Here is a 23,479-nt window from a genome sequence, read left to right on the forward strand (position 1 = left end):
CCCGGTATCCGCCGACCGCGAACGGGCCCGCTAGGCGGAGTCGGCATCGGCGTCACACAGAGCCGGCACCAGGTGCAGGTTCACCGGCCAATGATCGGCAGCCGGTCCGAACGCCTCACGGGTATTGCCGACGATCTTCTTGCCCATCAGACGGTTGCCGATCGCCCCGATCACCGCCCCCAGGCCGATCGGCAACACCTTGCCGAACGCCAGTGCGCCGCGGCGCAGCGTGAAGCGTTTGACGAAGTAGCCCAGCAGTCGTGAATTCAGTTCTTTGACCGCCGGCAGCGGCAGGGCGGCGACCCCCGCGGATCCCTCGGCCAGCCAGGCCCCGCCGGTGCGCCCGGTACCGAGCAGATCGGTAATGGCGCTCTTGCCCCGGTCACCCACCAACACCGCCAGCACCAGGGCGCGGCGCCGGTCCCGATCGTCGACGGGGATGCCGTGCACCTCGGCGACGGACAGCACGTAGAACGCGGTGGCCTCCAGGAAGACCGCGGTCTCGCCGGCCACCGCCGACAATGCGATCAGCGTGCCGATGGCGGGTACCGCCGCGGTAGCGCCCACCGCCGCACCGCTGGCCGTGGCCGCCGCCAGGTAGCGCTTTTCCAGCTTCGTCAGGATCTGCGCCGGGCCGGCGTCGGGATGGCGGCGCCGCAGGCGTTCGAGGTGGGCGCGTACCGCCGGGCCCTGCACACGCTCGCTGCGCTCGATGACCTGCGACAGCACCCGAGCCGCCATACCGGGCTTCTCCTCGGCGATGACGGGCACCGGCGCCTGCGCCGGCTTCCGCCGTCGAAAGATGCCCATGATTGCCTCCCGTGTCGACGCTCGTGATTTCAGGCTAACGGTCTGGTCGTGGTTACCCGTTTCGGCGGCCCCGGCCGCGAGGAGGCCGCCGACCGCGCACACCGGCGATGCGAGTTGTTCCCGACATCATCTGTCCGTAGCGTCGGATGAGGCGGCTTTATGCCCCGAACGGCAGCAGTGCGGCGATGGGAAGGGCGGCGCTTGAGTAGCACGAGTAGCCGGGCCCGGACCGGGGAGCGGATGCAACGCGCCGACGCTGCACGTCGCACGGGCGCGCCGCCCGCCCCGGTCGACGAGGTCAACCCGTGGAACGCCCTGTGGGCGATGATGCTCGGCTTCTTCGTGATCCTGGTGGATTCCACGATCGTGGCGGTGGCCAATCCGAGCATCATGGCGGCCTTGGACGTCGGCTACGACACGGTGATCTGGGTTACCAGCGCCTACCTGCTGGCCTATGCGGTCCCCCTGCTGGTCGCCGGACGATTGGGCGACCAGTTCGGGCCCAAGAATCTTTACCTGATCGGGCTCGCCGTGTTCACCGCGGCGTCGTTGTGGTGTGGGCTGTCCGGCAGCGTCGAGATGTTGGTCACCGCGCGGGCGGTCCAGGGCATCGGGGCCGCACTGCTGACCCCGCAGACCCTGGCGGTGATCACCCGGACGTTCCCGGCGGAGCGGCGCGGGGTGGCGATGAGCGTGTGGGGCGCCACCGCCGGGGTCGCGACGCTGGTCGGGCCGCTGGCGGGCGGGGTGCTGGTGGACCGGCTGGGCTGGGAGTGGATCTTCTTCGTCAACGTCCCCGTCGGTGCGGTGGGACTGGTGCTGGCCATCGTGCTGATCCCCGAACTCCCGGTGCACCGGCACCGTTTCGACGTCCTCGGGGTGGTGTTGTCGGGGATCGGGATGTTCCTGGTGGTCTTCGCCCTGCAGGAAGGCGAATCCCAGGGCTGGGCGGCGTGGATCTGGGCGCTGATCGCCGGCGGCATCGTCTTTCTGGCGGTCTTCGTCTACTGGCAGGCCGTCACCGCGGGCGAACCGCTGGTCCCGCTGCATATCTTCCGCGATCTGGACTTCGGCCTGTCCAACGCCGGCGTCGCCGTGATCGGCTTCGCCGCCACCGCGATGGTGTTGCCGGCGATGTTCTATGCGCAGGCGGTCTGCGGTATGTCACCGACTCGTTCGGCGCTGCTGACCGCGCCGATGGCGATCGCCTCCGGTGCCCTGGCGCCGGTCGTGGGGCGGATCGTCGACCGGGCGCAGCCCCGCACGGTCGTGGGGTTCGGCTTCTCGGTGTTGGCGATCGCGCTGACCTGGCTGTCGATCGAGATGACACCGGTCACGCCGATCTGGCGGCTGGTGTTGCCGTTCACGGCGGTCGGGGCCGGAATGGCGTTCATCTGGTCGCCGCTGGCGGCCACCGCCACCCGCAACCTCCCGCCGCATCTGGCCGGTGCCGGGTCGGGGGTCTACAACGCGACCCGCCAGGTGGGCGCGGTGTTGGGCAGCGCCGGCATGGCAGCCTTCATGACCTCACGGATCGCCGCGGATCTGCCGCCGATGTCCGGTGGATCGCGGCCCGAGCAGGCGTCCGCGGTGCTGCAGCTACCGGAGTTCCTGCATGAACCGTTCGCGGCGGCGATGTCGGAGTCGATGCTGCTGCCGGCCTTCATCGCCCTGTTCGGTGTGACCGCGGCGCTGTTCATGGGCGGGATCGTCATGGCACCGGCGCGTCGGGAGCCCCGGCCGAGGGACTCCGCCGACGCCGGCGCGGGCGGTAACACCGTGGCTGCCGCTGATCCCGGAGACCGCGCCGTCGTCGCGCCGGAACGGGTCAGCCTGCCCCGGCACTTCAGTGCCCGGACACCCGAACGCGACGCGCCGACCGACCCGATACCGGTGATCGCCGCGCCGCCGGCACCGGTCCCGTCGTCGGTCCGCGACGACGAACCGATCACCGAACCGCTCACCGTGGAGATCCCCCGGGCGGTGCCGGGATTTTTGGAAATGGAATCACATCCACTGCTGCACAACGGATTTCGCGTCGATGGGGGACGGCACGTCCGTCCGGCCGTCAACGGAGAGCCGGTGAGTGACGTACTGGCGAAGTTCGGGATCACCGCCGGCGGTGCGACGCGCCGTAATCGGCACTATCGGGAAGACACCGCAGACGCTCCCACCGCTGGTCGGCACGCGCGGCGCTGACCGGCGACCGGTTACCGCGCCGTGTTGCCGACGATGTCGACCCCGGTGCCGTTCCAGTGGAACTTCACCGTCCCGGTCACTCCGGGTATTCCGCTGGCGGTGCTCAACGCCACCGTGTCGGGCGTGCAATGCGCCAAGTCGATACCGCTGAATCCGTAGGTGTCCGGGACCGATTGGGGAAGGAATTCGCCGCGGTGAAACAGCACCGCCCGGGTACTCGGGTGGTCGGCGTTGGTGTTGGCCTTGACGATCACCGCCGACAGGTCCGCGCACTCGCTGTAGTTGCCCGCCAGCGGTTCGGGGTTCCACGGCTGCTTGCTGCGCGGGTCGGCCGGCAACTCCGACACGGCCTTGGCGATCGCCGGGGCGGCCAGATCGACCGCGCAGGGATCGGCGGGTGGGGCGCTCGATGGCGCGGACGCGGCCGTCGAGGCCTCCGGCGGTGCGGCGACCGGGCTGGTGTTCTGCGGGGTCTTGGCGACGGTCGAGTCGCCCGAGCCACAGCCGGCCAGCGTCACCGCGGCCAGCGCACCGATCACGGCAAACGGCTTCACGGCAACCCCCACATCGGGAACCGTACCGTCGGCGGTCGGGTGAACGCGGTAGGCGCGACCGACTCGGCGGCCGCACACCGACGCCTTCTACACGTGAGAATCAAGCGCGGCGATAACCGGCCGGTTTTGCCCGTAGACTGCTAAACGCTATGACCTCGCCCGATGCCCCCGTTGAGTCCTTTTCCGACCCGTCCACTCCGACCTTCGCCGACCTGCAGATCCACCCCTCGGTGCTGCAGGCCGTCGCCGATGTCGGCTATGAGACGCCGTCGGCGATTCAGGCCGCCACCATCCCCGCCCTGCTGGAAGGCTCCGACGTAGTCGGGCTGGCCCAGACCGGTACCGGTAAGACCGCCGCGTTCGCGATCCCGATCCTGTCGCGCATCGACACCAGCAGTAAGGCCACTCAGGCGCTGGTACTGGCGCCCACCCGGGAGCTGGCGCTGCAGGTCGCCGAGGCCTTCGGGCGCTACGGCGCGCATCTGCCGCGGATCAACGTGCTGCCCATCTACGGTGGGGCGTCCTACACCGTGCAACTGTCCGGGCTCAAGCGTGGCGCCCAGGTGGTGGTGGGCACCCCGGGGCGCGTCATCGACCACCTGGAACGCGGCAGCCTGGACCTGTCGCACCTGGACTACCTGGTGCTCGACGAGGCCGACGAGATGCTGCAGATGGGGTTCGCCGAGGACGTCGAACGCATCCTGGCCGACACCCCCGAATACAAGCAGGTGGCGCTGTTCTCGGCGACCATGCCGTCGGCGATCCGCCGGATCACCACCCGCTACCTGCACGACCCGGTCGAAGTCACCGTCAAGGCGAAGACCACCACCGCGGAGAACATCACCCAGCGCTACATCGAGGTCGCCGGCCCGCGCAAGATGGACGCGCTGACCAGGGTGCTCGAAGTCGAACCGTTCGAGGCGATGATCGTCTTCGTCCGCACCAAGCAGGCCACCGAAGAGGTTGCCGAAAAGCTGCGTGCCCGAGGATTTTCCGCGGCCGCCATCAACGGTGACATCGCGCAGGCGCAACGCGAGCGGACCATTACCGCGCTCAAGAACGGCAACATCGACATCCTGGTCGCCACCGACGTCGCGGCCCGCGGACTGGACGTCGAGCGCATCTCGCACGTGGTCAACTACGACATTCCCAACGACCCGGAGGCCTACGTGCACCGGATCGGCCGCACGGGGCGGGCCGGGCGTTCGGGAACCGCGCTGCTGTTCGTCAACCCGCGGGAACGGCACCTGCTCAGGCTGATCGAGAAGGTGACCCGGCAGAAGCTGGTCGAGGCCGAATTGCCCAGCGTCGACGACGTCAACGCTCAGCGGGTCGCCAAGTTCGCCGATGCGATCACCAACCACCTCGGTGCGCAGGGCATCGAGTTGTTCCGTCGCCTGGTCGAGGACTACAGCCGCGAGCACAACGTGCCGATGGCCGACATCGCCGCGGCGTTGGCGCTGCAGTCGCGTGACGGTGAGGCGTTCTTGATGGTGGAACCGCCGCCGGACAAGCGACGGGACCGGGCCAGGCCGGATCGCGACGGCGGCCGCGACGACCGCCGCGGGGAGCGCAAGGGTCCGCCGAAGGAGGGCTTCGCCACCTACCGGATCTCGGTCGGCAAGCGCCACAAGGTCAACCCCGGTGCGATCGTGGGAGCGTTGGCGAACGAGGGTGGCCTGAACCGCAGCGATTTCGGCAGCATCAGCATCAAGGTGGACCACTCGTTGGTCGAGTTGCCGGCCAAACTGTCCGGCAAGACCTTCAAGGCGCTCGAGCAGACCCGGATTCAGGGCCAGCTGATCAACCTGCGCCGTGACCGGCCGTCCGGTAAGCCCGATCGTCGCGGCGACGGAGGGTACCGGAAACGATCCGAATGACCCTGCCGTCCGACGAGGACGCCCAGGGCGGGCTCGAGCAGATCGATCACGTCGACCGCGTCGCCTCGCTCACCGGTGTGCGTGCCGTGGCCGCGATCCTGGTGGTGGGAACCCATGCGGCCTACACCACCGGCAAGTACACCCACGGCTATGCGGGACTGCTGGGTTCCCGGATGGAGATCGGGGTGCCGATCTTCTTCGTACTCTCCGGTTTCCTGTTGTTCCGGCCCTGGGTCCGGGCCACCGCCACCGGTCGGCCGGCGCCGTCGGTGCGTCGCTATGCCTGGCATCGGGTGCGGCGCATCATGCCCGCCTATGTCGTCACCGTGCTGCTGGCGTACGCGATCTATCACTTCCGCACCGCCGGACCCAATCCCGGGCACAACTGGATCGGGTTGTTGCGCAACCTCACGCTGACCCAGATCTACACCGACAACTACATGTTCGGCTATCTGCACCAGGGACTCACCCAGATGTGGAGTCTTGCAGTCGAAGTCGCGTTCTACGTGGTGCTGCCGGCGTTGGCCTACGTGCTGCTGGTCTGGCTGTGCCGGCGGACGTGGCGGCCGTGGCTGCTGTTGGCCGGCCTGACCGCGGCGGCGGCGGTCACCCCGGCCTGGCTGACGCTGGTGCACACCGTCGATTTCCTGCCCGACGGCGCCCGGTTGTGGCTGCCGGGCTACCTGGCCTGGTTCGTCGCCGGGATGATCCTGGCCGTGCTGCAGGCGATGCGGGTGCGCTGCTACGGCTTCGTGGCGATTCCGTTGGCGCTCATCTGCTATCTGATCGCCTCCACTCCGATCGCGGGGGAGCCCACCACGTCACCGGCTCAACTGTCCGAGGCGTTGGTCAAGGCAGGCTTCTACGCGGTGATCGCCGCCCTGGCGGTGGCGCCGCTGGCGTTGGGCAACCGCGGCTGGTACGCGCGACTACTGGCCAGTCGGCCGATGGTGTGGCTGGGGGAGATCTCCTACGAGATATTCCTGGTGCACCTGGTGCTGATGGAGGTGGTGATGGTCGAGGTGCTGCGCGCCCCGGTCTACACCGGATCGATGATCAACCTGTTCGTGGGCACCATGGTGGTCACCGTGCCGGTGGCGTGGCTGCTGCACCGCCTCACTCGGGTGCGGACCTGAACCGCTGCGGCGGCACCACCACCGGGACCACGAAATCTCTCAGCATCGCGAGTTCGTCCTCGGCGTCGCGGCCCGGGAAGCTCAACAGTGACGTCAGCACCCGCACCACCCAGCGGGCCCGCCGTTGCGTGTCGGTTGCGTCGGCGCCCAGCGCGTTCAGGAACGACGCGACCATCGCGGTGATGACATCGGACTCCGCGGCCATCGCGGTACCGATAGGTGGGCCGGTCTCGGCGAACCACGACAGCAGTGCCGGGTTGCTGCGCACCAGTGCCAGTGCTTCGGCGATGCCGATGGCCAGCTTCTCCGCCGGATCGTCGATACCGGCCAGCCGCCGGGTCAACACGTGAAAGAGCGCATTGGCCCACCGGTGCACGTAGGCGGTGTGTAGCGCCTCGCGGTTCTCGAAGTACCGATACAGCGTGGCGCGGGAACAGCCCGCCGCGCGGGCGATCTCGTTCATCCCCACCGAGTCGGGGGCCTGTTCGGCGAAGAGCGCCTCGGCCGCGTCGAGAATCTTGTCGGCGCCCAGCTCGCCGCGCCGGCCGGACAGCCAGGACCGCCCGGCCATCACGGACCCACGGCGAACGGCACCGACAGCGGGCGGCGCACGTAACTGCCTCCGGCCCAGGCGATCCCGGATTCGTCGACGCGGTAGTTCGGGCAGCGGGCCAGGACCTCTTCCAACGCCACCCGGGCCTGCATCCGCGCCGCCTGATTGCCGATGCAATGGTGGGCACCGTAGCTGAACGTCAGGATCTGGTGCGGCTTGCGCTGCACGTCGAGTTCGCCGGCGTCGGCCCCGAACTGGCGCTCATCACGGTTTCCCGAGCCGTAGAGCAGCAGTGTCTTGCGGCCCGCGGGAATGGTGGTGTCGTGCAGGGTCACATCCCGGGTGGTGGTGCGGGCCAGGCCCTGTACCGGCGAGGTCAACCGCAGCAGTTCCTCGACCGCGTCGCGGATCAGCTCCGGGCGCTTGACCAGCAGTTGGCGCTGCTCGGGGTATTGCTGCAGCAGTTGTACCGAGCCGCCGAGCATTCCGGTCGTGGTGTCGTTGCCGCCGGTGACCATGGTGAAGGTGAAGGCCAGCACCGACAGCAGGCCGGCGACGTCGCCGTCGGCGCCCAGGCCGGCTGCGACCAGATGGGAGACGGTGTCGTCCTCGGGTTCGGTGCGGCGGCGTTCGATGAGTCCGCCGAAGTACCCCATCATCTCGCCGACCGCGTCACCGGCCGAGGCCACCCCGTCCGGGCTGGTGGTGGCCGCCACGATCGCCTCGGTCCAGCCGTCGAACCGGGCACGGTCGGATTCGGGGACGCCCAGGTAATGCGCCACCACCATCGACGGCAGCGGCTTGAACAGTTCGGCGACGATGTCGCCGCCACCGTTGGCGCGCAACCGTTCCAGGCGCTCGACGACGAACGCGCGAACTTTCGGCTCCAGCGTCTCCACCTGGCGCGGCATGAAGCCGCGGGCCACCAGCTTGCGGAACTCGGTGTGCACCGGCGGGTCCTGCATCACCATCGGCGGATTGTCGGCCAGGCCGATCATCTCCAGTTCGCCGTAGTTGACGGTCAATCCCTGTGCGGAGGAGAAGGTCTCGTGGTCGGCGGCCGCCGACCAGATGTCGGCGTGCCGCGACAGCACGTAGTAGTCGTGGTCCGGTGCGCCGTCGGGGATGACGTGATGGACCGGGTCATGGTCGCGCAGGTCGGCGTACATCTGCCACGGGGCGGGCCAGGAGTGGGCATCGCAGAGCTCGAACTTCGGGTGAGACATCGTGGCCGTCATGTCTCATTAATACGACATGCCGTCGATCGGTGTCAATGGTCGCCATCTTCGCGGGTGTGAGTGCCCTCGGGCCGTCGAGGACGTTGTCGGGGGAGCCCCGCTCGCGGGATCCAAGATCTACCTCGCCGGCACCGCTGCCACCTACAAAGAGATCGCCGAAGGCGCCAAATGTGACCTGATGATCGCCGGAATCGCCGCGCTGGTCATCGTCGGCAACGTCGCCTTGTCTTCGGGGGCATCATTCCGCGCGGTCAATTGCGCCGTTCGAGAAAGCCTTCGGGCAGCTGCGACGGTGCGATCGCGATGACCGAGTCGTCGTCCTCGCCGACGTACTCGTAGAGCTGTATCTCGGCGAACTCGGGCACCACGTAGATGGGGTAGGTGGGGCCCTCGTCGCGGTATGCCCGCATCTGGTCGAGGTGGTCGTTCTGATACAGGACGGTCTTGGTGCCGTCCCGCCGAATCCACTCGGGGAAGAAGATCGTTCCGTGCAGTCGCCGGAGTGCCGGCATGACGTTGACCACCACGCAGGTACCGGTGGGCTCGGTCCAGGAGATCTTGTAGACCTGCGGGGCGATCTCCGCCAGATCGACGTGTTGGTCACGTACCCATCGCCCGCCGACATGGCCGGTGTGGATGCGGTAGTCGATGGTCGTCGGGTTCTTGACGTACATCTCGTAGGTCCACCCGTTGGCGTAGGTGTAGAGGAACCGGTGTCCCGGTAGACCTTTGGCGGGATCGATCGGTTCGGAACCGGCGGGCGCACTCACCGGATATGTTTAACACAAACAGTGTTTGATAGGAACGTATATGTCGGATCGAATCGACCGGGTCGCCGCCGACCTGGCCCGCGAGATCGGGCCGTTGCGCCGCGCGATGTCCCGGGCGACGCGGGGTGCCGAAGGGTTACCGGACCTGCCGGAGAATCAGATCGAGGTCCTGCGTGCCGCGGCGAGCGCGCCCGGAATCACCACCGGTGCCGTCGCGGCGCTCCTGCAACTCGCCCGCCCCACGGTGAGCAACCTGCTCAACGCCATGCGCCGTGACGGCTTGGTCGAGCTGAGGCGGCGCACCGACGATGCGAGGATCACCGAGGTTCATCTCACCGCGCGTGCGCGCCGACTGCTCGCCAGATATGACAGCGCGGCTTCGACCTTGGTGTATGCCGCCCTAAGCGAACTCGACGACACCCAGCGGCGGTCCATCGCCGCGGCGATTCCAGCACTGGCGCGGCTGCGCGAGATCCTCGGCTCCGGCTAGATCCCCGAGCCCGGGTTGAGGATGCCCAGCGGGTCGAGCGCGCCTTTGACCCGCTGGTTCAGCGCCATCACGTCGGGGCCCAACTGCTGGCCCAGCCACGGCCGCTTCAGCCGCCCCACACCGTGCTCACCGGTGATGGTGCCGCCCAGTCCCAGGGCCAGATCCATGATCTCGCCGTAGGCGGCCTCGGCGCGGCGCACCTCGTCGGGGTCGTTCGGATCGTGCACGATCAGCGGGTGGGTGTTGCCGTCCCCGGCATGCGCGATCACCGAGATCAGCAACCGCCGCTCGGCGGCGATCTTCTCGATCCCGGTGATGAGCTCCGCCAGGCGCGGCACCGGCACCCCGACGTCCTCGAGCAGCAGCGGCCCCTTGGCCTCGACGGCCGGGATGCAGAACCGCCGGGCGGCGACGAATCCCTCGGCCTCGACGGGGTCGTCGGTGGAGAACACCTCTTTGGCACGGTGCTCGGCGAACACCCGGGCCATCAGTTCGACGTCTTCGGCGCCGGCGGCACCCCGCTCGTCGGAACCCGCCACCAGCATGGCGGCGGCCTCGCGGTCCAGACCCATCCGCAGCTGATCCTCCACGGCGTTGATCGCCGCGGAGTCCATGAACTCCAGCATCGACGGCCGCAGCCGGCCGGAGACGTCGAGCACCGCGTCGGCCGCCGCGGTCACGGAGTCGAAGGTGGCCACCACCACCGAGGACGCGCTCTGGGCGGGCAGCAGTCGCAGGATCACCTCGGTGACCACGCCGAGGGTGCCCTCGCTGCCGACGAACAGCTTGGTCAGCGACAGCCCGGCGACGTCTTTGAGCCGCGGTCCACCCAGCCGCACCGCGGTGCCGTCGGCCAGCACCACCTGCAGGCCCAGCACGTAGTCGGTGGTGACGCCGTACTTGACGCAGCACAGTCCGCCGGCATTGGTGGCGATGTTGCCGCCGATGCTGCAGATCTCGAACGACGAAGGATCCGGCGGGTACCACAGGCCATGCGTGGCAACGGCTTTTTTCACCTCGGCGTTCAACAGGCCGGGCTGGCACACCGCGGTGCGGGTGACGGGGTCGACGGTGATCTCGCGCATCCGCTCGGTGCACAACACGATCCCGTCGTCGATCGCGGTGGCGCCACCGGACAATCCGGTGCCGGCGCCGCGGGTCACCACCGGCACCCGGTGCTCGGTGGCCCAGCGCATCACCTGCTGCACATCTTCGGTGCGCAGCGGCCGAACCACCGCCAGCGGCCGACCCGCCCGCGGGTCCAGGGCCTTGTCCCGTCGGTAACCCTCGGTGATCGTCGGGTCGGTCACCACCATGCCGTCGGGCAGGGCGGCGATCAACTGCGACAGTGCGTCGGCGTTCACGCAGGTGATCCTACGGAGGGTGCGGTGTCGCGCGAAGCCCCGAACCGGCACCCGGCACCATGGACACATGCTCAACCATCCCCGGACCGGTCAGGCGTTCGACTCCCCGGTACCGCCCGGTGCCGGCTGGCCCGGGGATCCGGCCACCCCCGCCACCCCGCCGGCCGCCGACGCCGCGGCCGTGACCGCGATGGCCGCCCAGGCGCAGTCGATCGCCGAACTCGACGCGCTGATCAGCGTCTGCCGGGCCTGCCCGCGGTTGGTGGCCTGGCGCGAGCAGGTCGCGGTCACCAAACGCAAATCCTTCGCCGACCAGCCCTACTGGGGGCGTCCGGTGCCCGGTTGGGGTGCACCGGAGCCCAAGATCGTCATCGTCGGGTTGGCCCCGGCGGCCAACGGCGCCAACCGCACCGGCCGGATGTTCACCGGCGACCGGTCCGGTGACCAGCTCTACGCCGCGCTGCACCGGGCCGGTCTGGTCAACCAACCGACCAGTGTCGACGCCGCGGATGGGTTGAGCACCGACGACATCAGGATCATCGCTCCGGTCCGCTGCGCGCCCCCGGACAACGCCCCGACCACGGTCGAACGCAACACCTGCGCGCCGTGGATCGACGCCGAATGGCGCCTGATCTCCCCGCACGTGCGGGTGATGGTGGCCCTCGGCGGCTTCGCCTGGCAGATCGCGCTGCGGATCGCCGCCGACGCGGTGCCCAAACCCAAGCCGAAGTTCGGTCACGGCGCCGTCGCCGAACTCGGCCCGAACCTGCGGCTGCTGGGCTGCTATCACCCCAGCCAGCAGAACATGTTCACCGGGCGGCTGACCCCGGCCATGCTCGACGACGTCTTCGGTCGGGCTGCGGAGCTGGCGGGACTATCCGACTGACGTCCGGTGTTGACTACCAACGTGCGTCTTTCCGTTCTCGATCTCGTCCCCGTTCGCACCGACCAGTCCACCGCCGATGCGTTGGCGGCGACGGTGCGGTTGGCGCAGGCCGCCGACCGGCTCGGGTTCACCCGCTACTGGGTGGCCGAACACCACAACATGCCGTCGGTGGGCGCCACCAGCCCGCCGGTGGTGCTGGCCTACCTGGCGGCGCAGACGTCGCGGATCCGATTGGGGTCGGGCGGAGTGATGCTGCCCAACCACGCGCCGCTGGCCGTGGCCGAACAGTTCGCACTGCTGGAAGCCGCCGCACCCGGGCGTATCGACCTGGGCATCGGGCGGGCGCCGGGGTCGGACCCGGTCACCTCGGTGATGCTGCGCGGCGGGCAACGCGGGATGGACGACGACGAGGTGGCACGTTTCCCGGATTATCTCGACCACGTGCGGGCGATGATGAGCAGTCGCGGCGTGCAGGTTCAACTGCGCGACGGGGACTATCGGCTCAAAGCCACCCCCGCGGCCGTCGGCGAACCTCGGCTGTGGCTGCTGGGATCCAGCATGTACTCGGCTCAGCTGGCGGCGGCCAAAGGGCTGCCGTACGTTTTCGCCCACCACTTCTCCGGGCAGGGGACCGAGGAGGCGCTGGACTACTACCGCTCCCATTTCACCCCGAGCGAGGTGTGTGCCGCCCCGACGACGTTCCTGACGGTCAACGCCTGCGTCGCCGAAACCCACGACGAGGCAATGGCGTTGGTGCTGCCCAACCTGCAGATGATGGCCCGGTTGCGGACCGGGCGGCCGTTGGGGTCGGTCGATCTGGTCGAGGACGCCCAGGCCACAGTGGTGTCCGACGCCGAGCAGCGCATCATCGACGGCGGACTGCGGCGGGCGGTCGTCGGCGCTCCGGCCGATGCCGTACGCCAACTCACCGCGCTGGCCGAGCACTTCGGCGTCGACGAGGTGATGGTCAACCCGGTCGCCTCGGCCTACCGCGGCACCGATCCGGCGACCGCGCCGGGGCGCGAGGGCACCTGCACGCTGTTGGCCGCCGAACTGCTGTAGGGCCTCAGCGGCTGATGATGGTCGCGCCGTAGCCGCTGGGCCGGTAGTCGATGTAGACCGGGTTCACCGAGAACGGATAGTAGCCGCTGTTGGCCGCCCCGCCGGAGGTCACATACGGGCCGTTGTTCGTGGTGACGTAGGAGTACAGCAGTGTTTCGCCATCGGAGGTGTACACCGAGATCTCGGTGCCGGCCGGCACCTGCGATCCGACCCCGAGCTGTGGGTACAGGAACTGCGGGATACTGCCGTACATGCCGCCGGAGTCGATCGACGTCGATACCGCGATCGGCGCCCCGCCGTTGATCGACACCATCGTGTCGACGAACGGCGAACCGGGCACCGAGATCTCCGACTCCAGCGGGTTCGGGCCGAAGGTGACCTGACCGGACTGTTCGTCGATCAACAGGCCCTGGTTGAGCGCACCCGGCAGCGCCGAGATGATCGTCGAGGTGCCGGCGTGGCCGTTGTTGGGGCCGACGCCCAGAACGCCGACGATGCCGTACCGCTCGAAGTAGTTCGTCATCAGCGTGTTCGACTCGGGGCTGATGATGTTGACCGACGTCGGATCGGTCACTAGGTCGTCCATGCAGGTGGTCTTGTCGCAGAAACCCACCGTGGTGTCGTAGGTCTGGAAGCGGTAACTGGAACCGTTCAGGCCCGCGTAGCTGGAACTGCCGGTCAGAAGCACCTCGCCCAACTCGTCGTCGTCGCCGACCGCACCGCCCAGAATCGTCAGACCCGTGGAACCGGTGTCGATCTGCACCGGGACCGGGGGACCGCCGTTGATCGAGATGTAGACGATCGGGCTGATGCCCCCGCTTTGCAGGTACAGCGGAATGGTGACGTTGGCCGGACCGTCCGGGCCACCGGCATCGCCGGCCGGCCTGCCCCCGGAGCCGGCGCCGCCGGCGCCGCCGGCACCGTTGGCACCGTTGCTGCCGATGACCCCGCCCTCACCGCCATGGCCGCCGTCACCGCCGTCGCCGCCGCGGGCACCGGCACCGCCCGCGGCCGTCGCACCCGCCGCCCCGCCGTCGCCGCCGTCACCGGCCGCGCCGCCGTGCACATTGGTTCCGGCGAAGACGGCATCCCCGCCGTCGCCACCGTCGCCACCGCTGCCGCCCGCCCCGGCATTGCCGCCGTGGCCCGCGTGGGCGCCGGTGCCACCGGCCCCGCCCGCCCCGGCCGCGCCGCCGTTGCCGCCGTTGCCGCCGTCGCCGCCGCTGGAACCCTGCGCGTAGTAGTCGCCGACGGCGCTGCCGCCGTCCGCACCGGCACCACCGACGCCGCCGTTGCCGCCGTTGCCGCCGCTGAACCGGGTGTCGCCGTGGCCGCCGTCACCGCCGGCGCCGGCCGCACCGCCGGCGCCGCCCGCACCGCCGATTCCGACCGGTGCCCGGTTGATCCCGGGTTGGGCGTTGTGCCCGGAGCCGGGTGCGCCGCCTTCACCGGCCGCGCCGCCGTTGCCGCCGTTGCCGCCCGTGCCGCCCGCAGTGCCGACTCCGGCACCACCGGTGCCGCCACCGCCGCCCGTGCCGCCGTCGCCGCCGGCACCGCCGTTGCCATTGGTGCCGAAGGTGCCGTGCTCGTGCAGGGCCACATTGCCGGTGTAGGTCGAACCGGCCGCGCCGCCGGCGCCACCGGCGCCGCCGTTGCCGCCGTCGAAGCCGGCACCGCCGCCCGATGCACCAGTGTCGCCGAGTCCGCCGTTGCCGCCGGCTCCACCGGCGCCGCCGTCGCCACCGCTGCCGTAGGGAACGCTGTTGGCCACGTCCAGGGTGGCGATGCCGTTGCCGCCGCCATCGCCGCCGGCTCCACCCGCGCCGCCGGCGCCGCCGTTTCCGGTGCCGGGGCCGTGCGCGCTCGCGCTGCTGCCGCCGGCACCGCCGGCACCGCCGGTGCCGCCGGTCCCGCCCGCTCCGGGCAGGGTGGCGCTGGCGGGCAGCTGCGACTGGTCCAGACCGCGGCCGCCGTCACCGGCATTGCCGCCCGCGCCGCCGTTTCCGCCGTTGCCGTCGCCCAGCGAGTGACCGCCGTTGCCGCCGGCCCCGCCGTTACCGCCGGCGCCCGCGTTGCCGTTGTCGCGGGCTGCGGTGCCGTTCGCGCCGGTCGCACCGTTGCCGCCGTTACCACCGTTGCCGCCGTTGCCGTGCAGGCCGCCGGTGCCGCCGTCGCCGCCTCTGCCTCCGTTGGCGCCTGCGGTCACCGCGTTGAAGCCGTTGCCGCCGTTGCCCCCGTTGCCGCCGGGCGCGCTCGACGCCGAACCGGTCGTTCCGCTGATACCGGTGGTGGAGCCGGTTCCGCCGGCCCCACCGAGGCCGCCGGCGCCACTGGCACCGCCGTTGCCACCCCGGCCGCCGTTGATGTGGCTGGAGTTGCCGTTGCCGCCGTTACCGCCGTTGCCGCCCGTCCCGCCGTTGCCGCCGTCACCGCCGTTGCCGCCCGCGCCGTAGTTACCCGCGGCGCCCTGGGCCGACGCGCCGCCGGCGCCACCGTTGCCGCCTACCCCGCCGTTGCCGCCCCGCACACCGTCGCCGCCGTTGCCGCCGGCCCCACCAGCGGTGGTGGCGTTGGCCCCGTCCGCCCCGTTAACGCCGGCGCCGCCGTCCCCGGCGTTACCGCCGGCACCACCCGCGCCGCCGCGGCCGTCCCCGAGCGAGGCACCCCCGGCCCCGCCGTGGCCGCCGTTGCCGCCGTTACCTCCGCCGGCGCCGTTGGCACCGTTGCCGCCGGCCCCACCGATTCCACCGTTGCCGTGCAGGCTGCCCGTTCCACCGTCGCCGCCGCGGCCACCATGGGTGCCCGGGGCGGCGTTCGGGTCCGCGGCCGCGTCGTAGCCGTTGCCGCCGTTGCCGCCGTTGCCGGCGTAGTCCGAGGGTGTCCCGGTCGCCCCGTCGACACCGCGGATGGAGCCCGCGCCGCCGTCGCCGCCCAAGCCTCCGGCGCCGAAGACGCCTCCGTCGCCGCCCCGTCCGCCGTCGGGATTGTCCGCGTCGCCGTCGCCGCCTCGACCACCGTCACCGGCGTTGCCGCCGGAGCCGCCCGCCCCACCGTTGCCGCCTGCACCCTGCAGGCCCGCCGCCCCGTGGGCCGACGTGCCACCGGCGCCACCGGTGCCGCCGTCGCCGCCGCTACCGCCCTGCATGCCGTTGCCGCCGTCGCCGCCGGCCCCGCCGGCGAGCGTCGCGTTCGCCCCGGCCGCCCCGAAGCCGCCGGCGCCGCCGGCGCCGCCGTTGCCGCCGGCCCCGCCGCGGCCGCCGTCGCCGAACTGCGCCGAGAGGCTGGATCCGCCCGCGCCGCCGTTACCGCCCAGCGAACCGTTTCCCCGGTAAAGCCCATCGCCCCGGCCAGGCCGGCCTCGCCGGCCCCGCCCGCGCCGCCCGCGCCGCCGTTGCCGAACAGCCAGGCGATGGCGTCGCCACCGTCGCCGCCGGCACCGGCGGCCTCGCCGCCGATACCGACGCCACCGACGCCGCCGACGCCGCCGTTGCCCATGATCGATCCGCCGGCGCCGCCATCGCCGCCGGCGGCACCTGCGCCGCCGGCACCGCCCGCGCCGCCGTCGCCGAACATGCCGGCGTTCCCGCCGTTGCCGCCGGCCATCCCGGCCTCGCCCTGGTCATAGCCGTCGCCGCCGTCACCGAACCACAGGCCCCCGGCGCCGCCGTTGGGATTCTCGAACGTGCCGTCGAGGCCGTTGCCGATCAGGTACTGACCGGACATGTCGTTGATCAGGTCGTTGATCTGCTCGCCGAACGGGCTGGTGATCCAGGACTGGATGGAGGCGTGCAGCGGGTCGTAGAAGAGTTGGTCGATCAATGCCGCGGAACCGAACGGATCGGTGTCGGCGGCCACCCCGGCGACCGGCGTGAACATGTCGACCAGCCAGTCGAAGTCCAGTCCGTCGGCGCGGGCCGACGGGGCGGCCGGGGCCAACCCGAAGGTGAGGAACGCGCCGAGGGCAGCGCCGGCGCCCACCACACGAGTTTGTGCCGACTTGCGCCTACCCAGCCTGACCTGACGACTCATCGCCCCAAAGTACTAGCTGAACGATAGCTGAGCAAAAGATAGAGAGAATCGGCGCAGGCCGAAAACGACGATTAACTTAACCGGCTTAAGCGGAGGTCACGGGCGTAAGTGCCACCACCGGGATCGGACGTGAGGTGCGGCGCTGGTAGGCGTCGTAGCGATCGGCGTTGTTGGCGTTCACCATCCGCCACAGGCGGGTGTAATCCGGGTCGTCGGGAAGCACCGGCCGGGCGATGGCTCGTAGCCGTTTCGGCCCGACGTTGATCTCGACTTCGGGGCGGGCTTTGAGGTTGTGATACCAGCCGGGGGAGCGCGGTGCCCCGCCCATCGACGCGACGACCAGGTACGCCTCGCCGTCGCGGGCGTAGGTCAGTGTCGTGGTGCGTGCCTTGCCGGTCTTCGCGCCGACGGTATGCAACATCAGGCTGGGTGGCAGACCCGGGAACCGGTGGCCGATCCAGCCGTTGGTCAACTGGTAGATCCGGTCATGCAGGCCCAGTACCCGGATGCCCACCTTTTCGATCGCGGGGAGATGATCCATCCGATCAGTCTGACGGTGCGGTGTCGCTGCCCGCCAGTGCCGCCCGCAGAATCTCGCCGGTGGCCTCCCGGTCCGGGTCGCGGCGCACCAACAGGCCCTTGGCGAACGACACCCGGTCACCGGCGCGGCGCGGCACCACGTGCAGGTGGATGTGAAACACGCTTTGGAACGCCGCCCGACCGTCGTTGATCACCAGGTTGTTGCCGTCGGCATGCAACCCGGAATCCCGCGCCGCCCGGCCGACCCGCTGCCCGATCGTGAGCATGCCGGCCAGGGTGGCGGCCGGCGTATCGGTGAGGTCGACGAAGTGCTGTTTGGGGATCACCAGGGTGTGGCCGCGGGTGAACGGCCGGATGTCGAGAAACGCCAGATAGTCGTCGTCTTCGAAGACCCGCACGGCCGGCGCGTCCCCGGCGACGACGGCGCAGAACACGCAGGACATGACTGCCAGGTTAGCCGCCGTCGCCCTCGCGGCGGCCTCGAGTTCAGCTCAGTGCACCGGCCATCGCGTCGATCGCCCGGTCCAGGATGACCCGGGTGGTCGCGAAGTTCAGTCGTGCGAAGCCCGGCCCGCCACCGAAGGGGATGCCCGGGCTCAGCGCCACCCGAGCGTCGGCCAGCAGGATCTCGGCCGGCTCGGCGGGCAGCATCAGGTTCCGGAAGTCGACCCACGCGAGGTAGGTGGCCTCCGGTCTGGTGACCCGCACCCCGGGGATCGCCGCGGGCAGGGCCCGGCTCAGGTGATCGCGGTTGGCGCGCAGCTGGCCCAGCAATGCGTCCAGCCAGGCCTCGCCGTGCCGATAGGCGGCGATGTTGGCGCGGATACCGGCGGTGGCCGCGCCCATGATGTGCAGGAAGTTGATCCGGTCCCAGTCGTCGGCGTCGCGCTGATTGGACAGCACCACCTGGGCACACATCAGCCCGGGCAGATTCCAGCCCTTGGAGGCCGACATCAGGGTGACGACGGTGTCGGCGGCGACATCGGACACCGACGCGGCCGCGACATGCGGGCGGTCGTAGACCAGGGGAGCGTGGATCTCGTCGGCGATCACCCGGGCGCCGTGCCGTGCGGCGATCTCGACGATCTCGCCGATCTCCGCGGCGGTGAACGCGGTGCCCAGCGGATTGTTCGGGTTGCACAGGATCAGCGATCCGGCGCCCGCGGCGAACGCCGCATCCAGTGCGTCCAGGTCCATCAGATAGCGTCCCGAATCCTGCTGCACCATCGGGATTTCCACCCGCTGGCGGCCGGTGACGGTCAGCAGGTCGAAGAACGGCATGTAGGCCGGGACGGGCAGCGCCACCGGGCTCTGCGGGCGGGTGAGGAATTCGATGACCACCTCCATGCCCTTGAGCACGTCGGGGACCACCCGCACCCATTCCGGGCGGGCCGCCCACCCGTAGCGGTGTGCGCACCACGCGGCGAGCGCCGTCGGCAGTGCTTCGGAATTCAGTGCCGGGTAGCCGAACTCCTCGCTGTCCACCCAGTCGCGCAGGGCGTCACGGATCACAGCAGCGGTGGGGAAATCCATCTCGGCGATCCACAGCGGCAGCACGTCGGGATCGAAGTGATTCCACTTGATCGTGTTACGGGCCCGGAGTTGATCCGGTGTCAAGGCATCGAAGACTTCAGCCACCCCGACAGTCTGCCGCGGGATACGTTTGCGGCGTGACCGATCCCGAGATCGAAGACCTGCTCGACGGCCTGCAGGGCGAGTTGCGCGCCCAACGCGCCGAGCTGATCGAATGGCTGCTCGGGCAGGGCATCGGTGCTGACGAGATCCGCAACACCGTCTCGCCGATGTTGTTGGCGTCGCGACGATCGGTCGGCGACGACGGCGAGTACGTCTCCGCGCGTGAGATGGCGGAATCCGCCGGTATCGATCTCCGGCTGCTGCAACGGCTCCTGCAAGCGGTCGGATTGCCGTGGGTGGACGATCCGGAGGCTGCGGTGCAGATGCGTGCCGACGCCCGCATCGCGGTACATGCGCGCCGCTTCATCGAGGCCGGTATCGAGCCCGAACATGCGGTACAGACGGCGCGGGTGCTCGCCGACGGTCTGGCGCAGACCGCGGAGGTCATGCGCTACACCGTGCTGGCCGCCATCGGCGAGCCGGGCGTCACCGAACTCCAGATCGCTCAGCGCTCGCAGCACCTGGTGGCCGAACTGGCGCCGTTGCTGGGCCCGTTCGTCCAGGACATGCTCTTGATGCAGCTGCGGCATCAGCTCGACATCGACGCGGTGACCGCCGGTGAACGCGCTGCGGGCACGCCGCTGCCGGGGGCTCGTCGGATCACCGTCGCCTTCGCCGATCTGGTCGGATTCACCCGACTCGGTGAACTGGTGCCGCCCGAGGAACTGGTCCAACTCGCCGAGCGGCTGGCCGGGCTGGGCCGCGACATCGCCGTTCCACCGGTGCGCTTCATCAAGACCATCGGTGACGCGGTCATGCTCGTCAGCCCGGAACCCGGGCCACTGGTCGAGGCGATGTTGCGGCTGGTCGAGGCGGCCGGGGCCGACGAGACCCTGCCGCGGTTGCGTGCCGGTGTCGCCGCAGGCGAAGCGGTGAGCCGGGTCGGCGACTGGTTCGGCAGCCCGGTGAACACCGCCAGCCGGGTCACCGGGGTCGCACGGCCCGGCACCGTGCTGGTCGCCGAGCCGGTACGAACAGCACTGGGCGACGACGGCGCCTTCCGGTGGTCGTTCGCGGGCGGACGCCGGCTCAAGGGCATCAAGGGCGAGGTGAACCTGTTCCGGGTGCGGCGAGCCGACCGTGACTGAGCGGGGCCCAATGCCGCACGACGGGGGACCAACGGCCCCTGGTGAGGCCGGCCCGGTGCTGGAATCGTTGAGGCCGACCGACCTGTGGGAGGTGGCTGATGCTGGACACGACTGTGGACGCCGAAGTCCTCGCCGAAGCGGTGCGCCTGGCCTGTCGAGCACCGTCACTGCACAACAGTCAGCCCTGGCGATGGGTGACCCACGGGGACCGTCTGGACCTGTATCTGGACTCCACCCGCGCGGTGCACGGCGACCGGTCGGCGCGCGAAGCCTTGATCAGCTGCGGTGCGGTCCTCGACCACCTGCGGGTGGCGACCGCCGCCGCGGGATGGACCGCTGAAATCGAGCGGTTCCCGGATGCCGCGCACCCCGAGCATCTGGCCACCATCGGGTTCAGCGAGTCCGAACGGGTTACCGCGGTACAGCGTTACCGCGCCAGCGCGATCCTGACCCGGCACACCGACCGACTGCCGTTCCTGGCGCCGGCCAATTGGGCACCCTTCGAATCGGTGTTACGGAATCAGGTCGAGGATCCGGTCCGGCTTTATGTGCTCGCCGACGAGCTGCGTTCGACCCTCGCGGAGGCGTCCCAGATCGCCGAGTCGTTGCGTCTCTACGATGCGTCGTATCACGCCGAACTCAACTGGTGGACAGCGCCGTTCGAGGTATCCGACGGCATCCCGCAGAGTGCGCTGATCTCGGCCGCCGAGAGCGACCGGGTCGATATCGGGCGGACGTTCCCGGTCACCCACAACCGGGAGCGGCGCCTCGAAGTCGGTGACGACCACTCCAAAGTCCTGCTCCTGTCGACCGCCGGCGACGATCCCGCCGACGCGCTGGCGTGCGGTGAGGCGCTGTCCACACTGCTACTGGAATGCGCCATGGTCGGGTTGGCGACCTGCCCGGTGTCGCATTTGACGGAGGTGCCGGCGGGGCGAGCGCTGCTCGCCGGGTTGGTCGGGGCCGACGATCTACCGCAGATCCTGGTTCGGGTCGGCGGCACTCCCGCGTTGGAGAAGCCGCCGGCGCCCACACCGCGACGACCGCTGGTCGACGTGCTGCAGGTCAAGGGGCTGACGGCGGGATCGAATTAGGGCAGGCCCGGACGGACGTTCGGGGGCGTCTGCATTTCCTGCGCGGCTGGCTTGCACCCACGGTTCCAGCTCTTCGGATCGGTCACGACCGGGCCTGCTTCGCCATCGAATCTACGCTTGCGGCCACCCGGCGGCAATGGGTCATCTCGGCTATTGCAGGACAACAGTTTCAGCGATGACGATGGTGAAGGCTGCGAGCTGTGTCCGATCCCGGAGTCAGCTGCTCTCCGTCATCGCCCAGTAGGCCCCGCGGCGGGCCAGCAACTCGACGTGGGTGCCCTGCTCCACGATCCGGCCGGACTGCATCACCAGGATCAGATCCGCATCGCGGATCGTCGATAGCCGGTGGGCGATGATGAAACTGGTGCGGTCGCGGCGCAGTTCGCCCATCGCCCGCTGGATCAGCAGTTCGGTTCGGGTATCCACCGAACTGGTCGCCTCATCGAGGACGAGCAGTTGCGGCCGGGCCAGAATCGCCCGGGCGATGGTGATCAGCTGCTTCTCGCCGGCGCTGATGGCGCCACCGTCGTCGTTGACCCGGGTGTCGTAGCCGTTCGGCAGGGCGCGCACGAACGGGTCGACGTGCGCGGCGCGGGCGGCTTCGATGATCTCGTCCTCGGTGGCGCCGGTCCGGCCGTAGCCGATGTTGTCGGCGATCGTCCCGGTGAACAGCCAGGTGTCCTGCAGCACCACGCCGATAGCCGAGCGCAGTGCGCAGCGATCGACGCCGGTGATATCGGTGCCGTCGACCAGGATCTGCCCACGGTCCACGTCGTAGAACCGCATCAGCAGGTTGACCAGGGTGGTCTTGCCGGCGCCGGTGGGTCCGACGATCGCCACCGTGCTGCCCGGCTCCACCGACAACGACAGATCCTCGATCACCGGCACCCCGGGCCGGTAGCCGAAGCTGACGTCCCGGAACTCCACACGGCCGCGCGGCGTGGCGGATTCGGGCCACAGCGGAACCGGCGGTGCGGGCGGTTCTTCGGCTTCGTCGAGGAACTCGAAGACCCGCTCGGCGCTGGCCGCGCCGGACTGCAGGGCGTTGAACATCGAGGCCAGATTCCCCAGCGGCTGGTTGAACTGACGGACGTAGGCGATGAACGCTTGGATGCTACCCAGGGTGATCTGACCGGTCGCGACCTGGAAGCCGCCGACGACCGCGACCGCGACGTAGCCGAGGTTGGCGATCATGCCGGTCGCCGGCGCCACCAGACCGGAGAAGAACTGCGCACCGAACCCGGCCCGGTACAGCTCGGAGTTGCACTCGTCGAACCGCTGCTGGGCCCAGTCGCGATGACCGAACGTCCGGACCAGGGTGAACCCGCTGTAGGTCTCCTCCAGATGCGCGTTGAGCCGTCCGGTGGCGGCCCACTGCGCGGCGAACAGTCGTTGCGAGCGCCGAGTGATCGAGCGCACCGCCAGCAGCGACACCGGGACGCCCACCAGCGTGATCGCGGCCAGCAGTGGCGAGATCGACAGCATCATGCCCAGCGTCACCAGCACCGTCAGCACCGAGGAGAACAGCTGACTGATCGTCATCGACACCGATGTGGCGGTGTTGTCGACGTCGTTGGTGACCCGGCTGAGCAGTTCCCCGCGTCGCTGGGTGTCGAAGTAGCTCAGGGGCAGCCGGTGCAACTTGTCTTCGACATCACGGCGCAGGGCCCGAATCGTACGTTGCAGGATCACGTTCAACAGCCGTGCTTGCGTCCAGATCGCCAGCGCCGCGACCAGATACAGCCCGACGGCCCATGCCAGTGTGTGCGCCACCGCGGTGAAGTCGATCCCGGTTCCGGGCACCGCGTCCGTGCGCGACAGCATGTCGGCATAGGTGCCGCGGCCCTGCTCGCGGGCGTCGTCGACGGCCTGTTGCTTGGTGATCCCGGCGGGCAGGCCACGGCCGAGGATGCCGTTGAGCACCAGATCGGTGGCATGGCCGAGGATGCGCGGTCCGGCGACGCCGATCGCGATACCGCACAACGACAAGCCGACGACGGCCGTGATCAAGCGGCGTTGCGCACCCATCCGGCGAGCCAGTCGCAGCGCGGTGGCGGAGAAGTTCGCGACCCCGGCGTCCCGGGGCGGCAT

At 69.9% G+C, this 23,479-nt stretch carries 19 protein-coding genes and 2 pseudogenes; 9 read left to right on the top strand and 12 right to left on the bottom strand.

The window, feature by feature from the left end:
* Positions 1-30: 30 nt before the first annotated feature.
* Complete coding sequence (locus RCP38_RS05550) at positions 31-810, bottom strand: hypothetical protein (RefSeq protein WP_308476094.1); 780 nt, start codon at positions 808-810, stop codon at positions 31-33.
* Positions 811-1,050: 240 nt separating this feature from the next.
* Here RCP38_RS05550 and RCP38_RS05555 point away from each other — a divergent pair, with 240 nt between their 5' ends.
* Positions 1,051-3,009: an MFS transporter gene (locus RCP38_RS05555; protein ID WP_308477079.1), complete on the top strand. Its 1,959-nt coding sequence runs from the start codon at positions 1,051-1,053 to the stop codon at positions 3,007-3,009.
* An 11-nt stretch (positions 3,010-3,020) separates the two neighbouring features.
* Here RCP38_RS05555 and RCP38_RS05560 read toward each other — a convergent pair whose 3' ends face one another.
* Positions 3,021-3,575, bottom strand: coding sequence for an LppP/LprE family lipoprotein (locus tag RCP38_RS05560; RefSeq protein ID WP_308476096.1), 555 nt, complete (start codon positions 3,573-3,575; stop codon positions 3,021-3,023).
* A gap of 137 nt (positions 3,576-3,712) precedes the next feature.
* On the opposite strand from RCP38_RS05560, the gene RCP38_RS05565 reads away from it, so the two are divergent.
* Both RCP38_RS05565 and RCP38_RS05570 read left to right on the top strand, forming a co-directional pair.
* On the top strand, positions 3,713-5,443 hold the full coding sequence (locus RCP38_RS05565) for a DEAD/DEAH box helicase (RefSeq protein ID WP_308476098.1): 1,731 nt from the start codon (positions 3,713-3,715) through the stop codon (positions 5,441-5,443).
* Entirely contained in the window at positions 5,440-6,579 is a 1,140-nt protein-coding gene (locus tag RCP38_RS05570; RefSeq protein ID WP_308476100.1) for an acyltransferase family protein, read from the top strand. The genes RCP38_RS05565 and RCP38_RS05570 overlap by 4 nt, the downstream gene beginning before the upstream one ends.
* On the opposite strand, the gene RCP38_RS05575 is transcribed toward RCP38_RS05570, so the two are convergent.
* A complete protein-coding gene (locus RCP38_RS05575; protein WP_308476102.1) occupies positions 6,560-7,150 on the bottom strand; it encodes a TetR/AcrR family transcriptional regulator in 591 nt (196 codons plus the stop codon). The genes RCP38_RS05570 and RCP38_RS05575 overlap by 20 nt on opposite strands.
* Positions 7,150-8,370 (bottom strand): cytochrome P450, encoded by a 1,221-nt coding sequence (locus RCP38_RS05580; RefSeq protein WP_308476103.1) that lies wholly within the window; start codon positions 8,368-8,370, stop codon positions 7,150-7,152. The genes RCP38_RS05575 and RCP38_RS05580 overlap by 1 nt, the downstream gene beginning before the upstream one ends.
* A gap of 70 nt (positions 8,371-8,440) precedes the next feature.
* Between RCP38_RS05580 and RCP38_RS05585 the strand changes: the two are divergent.
* Positions 8,441-8,614 (top strand): annotated as a pseudogene (locus RCP38_RS05585) (MMPL family transporter); the annotation flags it as partial.
* A gap of 7 nt (positions 8,615-8,621) precedes the next feature.
* Here the strand turns inward: RCP38_RS05585 and RCP38_RS05590 are convergent.
* On the bottom strand, positions 8,622-9,140 hold the full coding sequence (locus RCP38_RS05590; protein ID WP_308476105.1) for a phenolic acid decarboxylase: 519 nt from the start codon (positions 9,138-9,140) through the stop codon (positions 8,622-8,624).
* 40 nt (positions 9,141-9,180) lie between these two features.
* On the opposite strand from RCP38_RS05590, the gene RCP38_RS05595 reads away from it, so the two are divergent.
* Positions 9,181-9,630 carry a MarR family winged helix-turn-helix transcriptional regulator gene (locus tag RCP38_RS05595; RefSeq protein WP_308476107.1) on the top strand — a complete coding sequence of 150 codons (450 nt, stop codon included), beginning with the start codon at positions 9,181-9,183 and terminating at the stop codon, positions 9,628-9,630.
* On the opposite strand, the gene RCP38_RS05600 is transcribed toward RCP38_RS05595, so the two are convergent.
* Entirely contained in the window at positions 9,627-10,994 is a 1,368-nt protein-coding gene (locus RCP38_RS05600) for an FAD-binding oxidoreductase (RefSeq protein ID WP_308476109.1), read from the bottom strand. The two genes, RCP38_RS05595 and RCP38_RS05600, sit on opposite strands and share 4 nt — an antisense overlap.
* 67 nt (positions 10,995-11,061) lie before the next feature.
* On the opposite strand from RCP38_RS05600, the gene RCP38_RS05605 reads away from it, so the two are divergent.
* Together RCP38_RS05605 and RCP38_RS05610 are read left to right on the top strand one after the other, a co-directional pair.
* Positions 11,062-11,880 (top strand): uracil-DNA glycosylase, encoded by an 819-nt coding sequence (locus RCP38_RS05605; RefSeq protein ID WP_308476111.1) that lies wholly within the window; start codon positions 11,062-11,064, stop codon positions 11,878-11,880.
* 21 nt (positions 11,881-11,901) lie between these two features.
* Positions 11,902-12,942: an LLM class flavin-dependent oxidoreductase gene (locus RCP38_RS05610; protein WP_308476113.1), complete on the top strand. Its 1,041-nt coding sequence runs from the start codon at positions 11,902-11,904 to the stop codon at positions 12,940-12,942.
* Positions 12,943-12,946: 4 nt separating this feature from the next.
* Here the strand turns inward: RCP38_RS05610 and RCP38_RS20030 are convergent, their stop codons facing one another.
* The 5 genes and pseudogenes from RCP38_RS20030 to RCP38_RS05635 form a co-directional block, all read right to left on the bottom strand.
* On the bottom strand, positions 12,947-14,008 hold the full coding sequence (locus RCP38_RS20030) for a PecA family PE domain-processing aspartic protease (RefSeq protein ID WP_465270697.1): 1,062 nt from the start codon (positions 14,006-14,008) through the stop codon (positions 12,947-12,949).
* 495 nt (positions 14,009-14,503) lie between these two features.
* Positions 14,504-16,971: pseudogene (locus tag RCP38_RS20035) on the bottom strand (PGRS repeat-containing protein); the annotation flags it as partial.
* A gap of 85 nt (positions 16,972-17,056) precedes the next feature.
* Positions 17,057-17,512 (bottom strand): nitroreductase family deazaflavin-dependent oxidoreductase, encoded by a 456-nt coding sequence (locus RCP38_RS05625; RefSeq protein WP_308476117.1) that lies wholly within the window; start codon positions 17,510-17,512, stop codon positions 17,057-17,059.
* Between the two features lie 4 nt (positions 17,513-17,516).
* The gene (locus RCP38_RS05630; RefSeq protein WP_308476119.1) at positions 17,517-17,954 is read right to left on the bottom strand and encodes an HIT family protein; all 438 of its coding nucleotides are present in this window, start codon (positions 17,952-17,954) and stop codon (positions 17,517-17,519) included.
* Positions 17,955-17,997: 43 nt separating this feature from the next.
* Positions 17,998-19,149 carry a MalY/PatB family protein gene (locus RCP38_RS05635; protein WP_308476121.1) on the bottom strand — a complete coding sequence of 384 codons (1,152 nt, stop codon included), beginning with the start codon at positions 19,147-19,149 and terminating at the stop codon, positions 17,998-18,000.
* 32 nt (positions 19,150-19,181) lie between these two features.
* On the opposite strand from RCP38_RS05635, the gene RCP38_RS05640 reads away from it, so the two are divergent.
* On the top strand, positions 19,182-20,294 hold the full coding sequence (locus RCP38_RS05640; protein ID WP_308476123.1) for an adenylate/guanylate cyclase domain-containing protein: 1,113 nt from the start codon (positions 19,182-19,184) through the stop codon (positions 20,292-20,294).
* Between the two features lie 98 nt (positions 20,295-20,392).
* Positions 20,393-21,388, top strand: a complete 996-nt coding sequence (locus tag RCP38_RS05645) for an Acg family FMN-binding oxidoreductase (RefSeq protein WP_308476125.1) — start codon at positions 20,393-20,395, stop codon at positions 21,386-21,388.
* 216 nt (positions 21,389-21,604) lie between these two features.
* Here the strand turns inward: RCP38_RS05645 and RCP38_RS05650 are convergent, their stop codons facing one another.
* Positions 21,605-23,479: an ABC transporter ATP-binding protein gene (locus tag RCP38_RS05650; protein ID WP_308477081.1), complete on the bottom strand. Its 1,875-nt coding sequence runs from the start codon at positions 23,477-23,479 to the stop codon at positions 21,605-21,607.

The sequence above is a fragment of the Mycolicibacter sp. MU0083 genome (assembly GCF_963378075.1).
GTDB classification, from domain to species: Bacteria; Actinomycetota; Actinomycetes; order Mycobacteriales; family Mycobacteriaceae; genus Mycobacterium; species Mycobacterium kokjensenii.

Bases quoted from the DNA above. Each gene is read 5' to 3' on its own strand.
- RCP38_RS05630 (WP_308476119.1), bottom strand. From the start codon at position 17,954: ATGTCCTGCGTGTTCTGCGCCGTCGTCGCCGGGGACGCGCCGGCCGTG.
- RCP38_RS05575 (WP_308476102.1), bottom strand. From the start codon at position 7,150: ATGGCCGGGCGGTCCTGGCTGTCCGGCCGGCGCGGCGAGCTGGGCGCC.
- RCP38_RS05605 (WP_308476111.1), top strand. From the start codon at position 11,062: ATGCTCAACCATCCCCGGACCGGTCAGGCGTTCGACTCCCCGGTACCG.
- RCP38_RS05650 (WP_308477081.1), bottom strand. From the start codon at position 23,479: ATGCCGCCCCGGGACGCCGGGGTCGCGAACTTCTCCGCCACCGCGCTG.
- RCP38_RS05550 (WP_308476094.1), bottom strand. From the start codon at position 810: ATGGGCATCTTTCGACGGCGGAAGCCGGCGCAGGCGCCGGTGCCCGTC.
- RCP38_RS05595 (WP_308476107.1), top strand. From the start codon at position 9,181: ATGTCGGATCGAATCGACCGGGTCGCCGCCGACCTGGCCCGCGAGATC.
- RCP38_RS05565 (WP_308476098.1), top strand. From the start codon at position 3,713: ATGACCTCGCCCGATGCCCCCGTTGAGTCCTTTTCCGACCCGTCCACT.
- RCP38_RS05580 (WP_308476103.1), bottom strand. From the start codon at position 8,370: ATGACGGCCACGATGTCTCACCCGAAGTTCGAGCTCTGCGATGCCCAC.
- RCP38_RS05570 (WP_308476100.1), top strand. From the start codon at position 5,440: ATGACCCTGCCGTCCGACGAGGACGCCCAGGGCGGGCTCGAGCAGATC.
- RCP38_RS05555 (WP_308477079.1), top strand. From the start codon at position 1,051: ATGCAACGCGCCGACGCTGCACGTCGCACGGGCGCGCCGCCCGCCCCG.
- RCP38_RS05625 (WP_308476117.1), bottom strand. From the start codon at position 17,512: ATGGATCATCTCCCCGCGATCGAAAAGGTGGGCATCCGGGTACTGGGC.
- RCP38_RS05645 (WP_308476125.1), top strand. From the start codon at position 20,393: ATGCTGGACACGACTGTGGACGCCGAAGTCCTCGCCGAAGCGGTGCGC.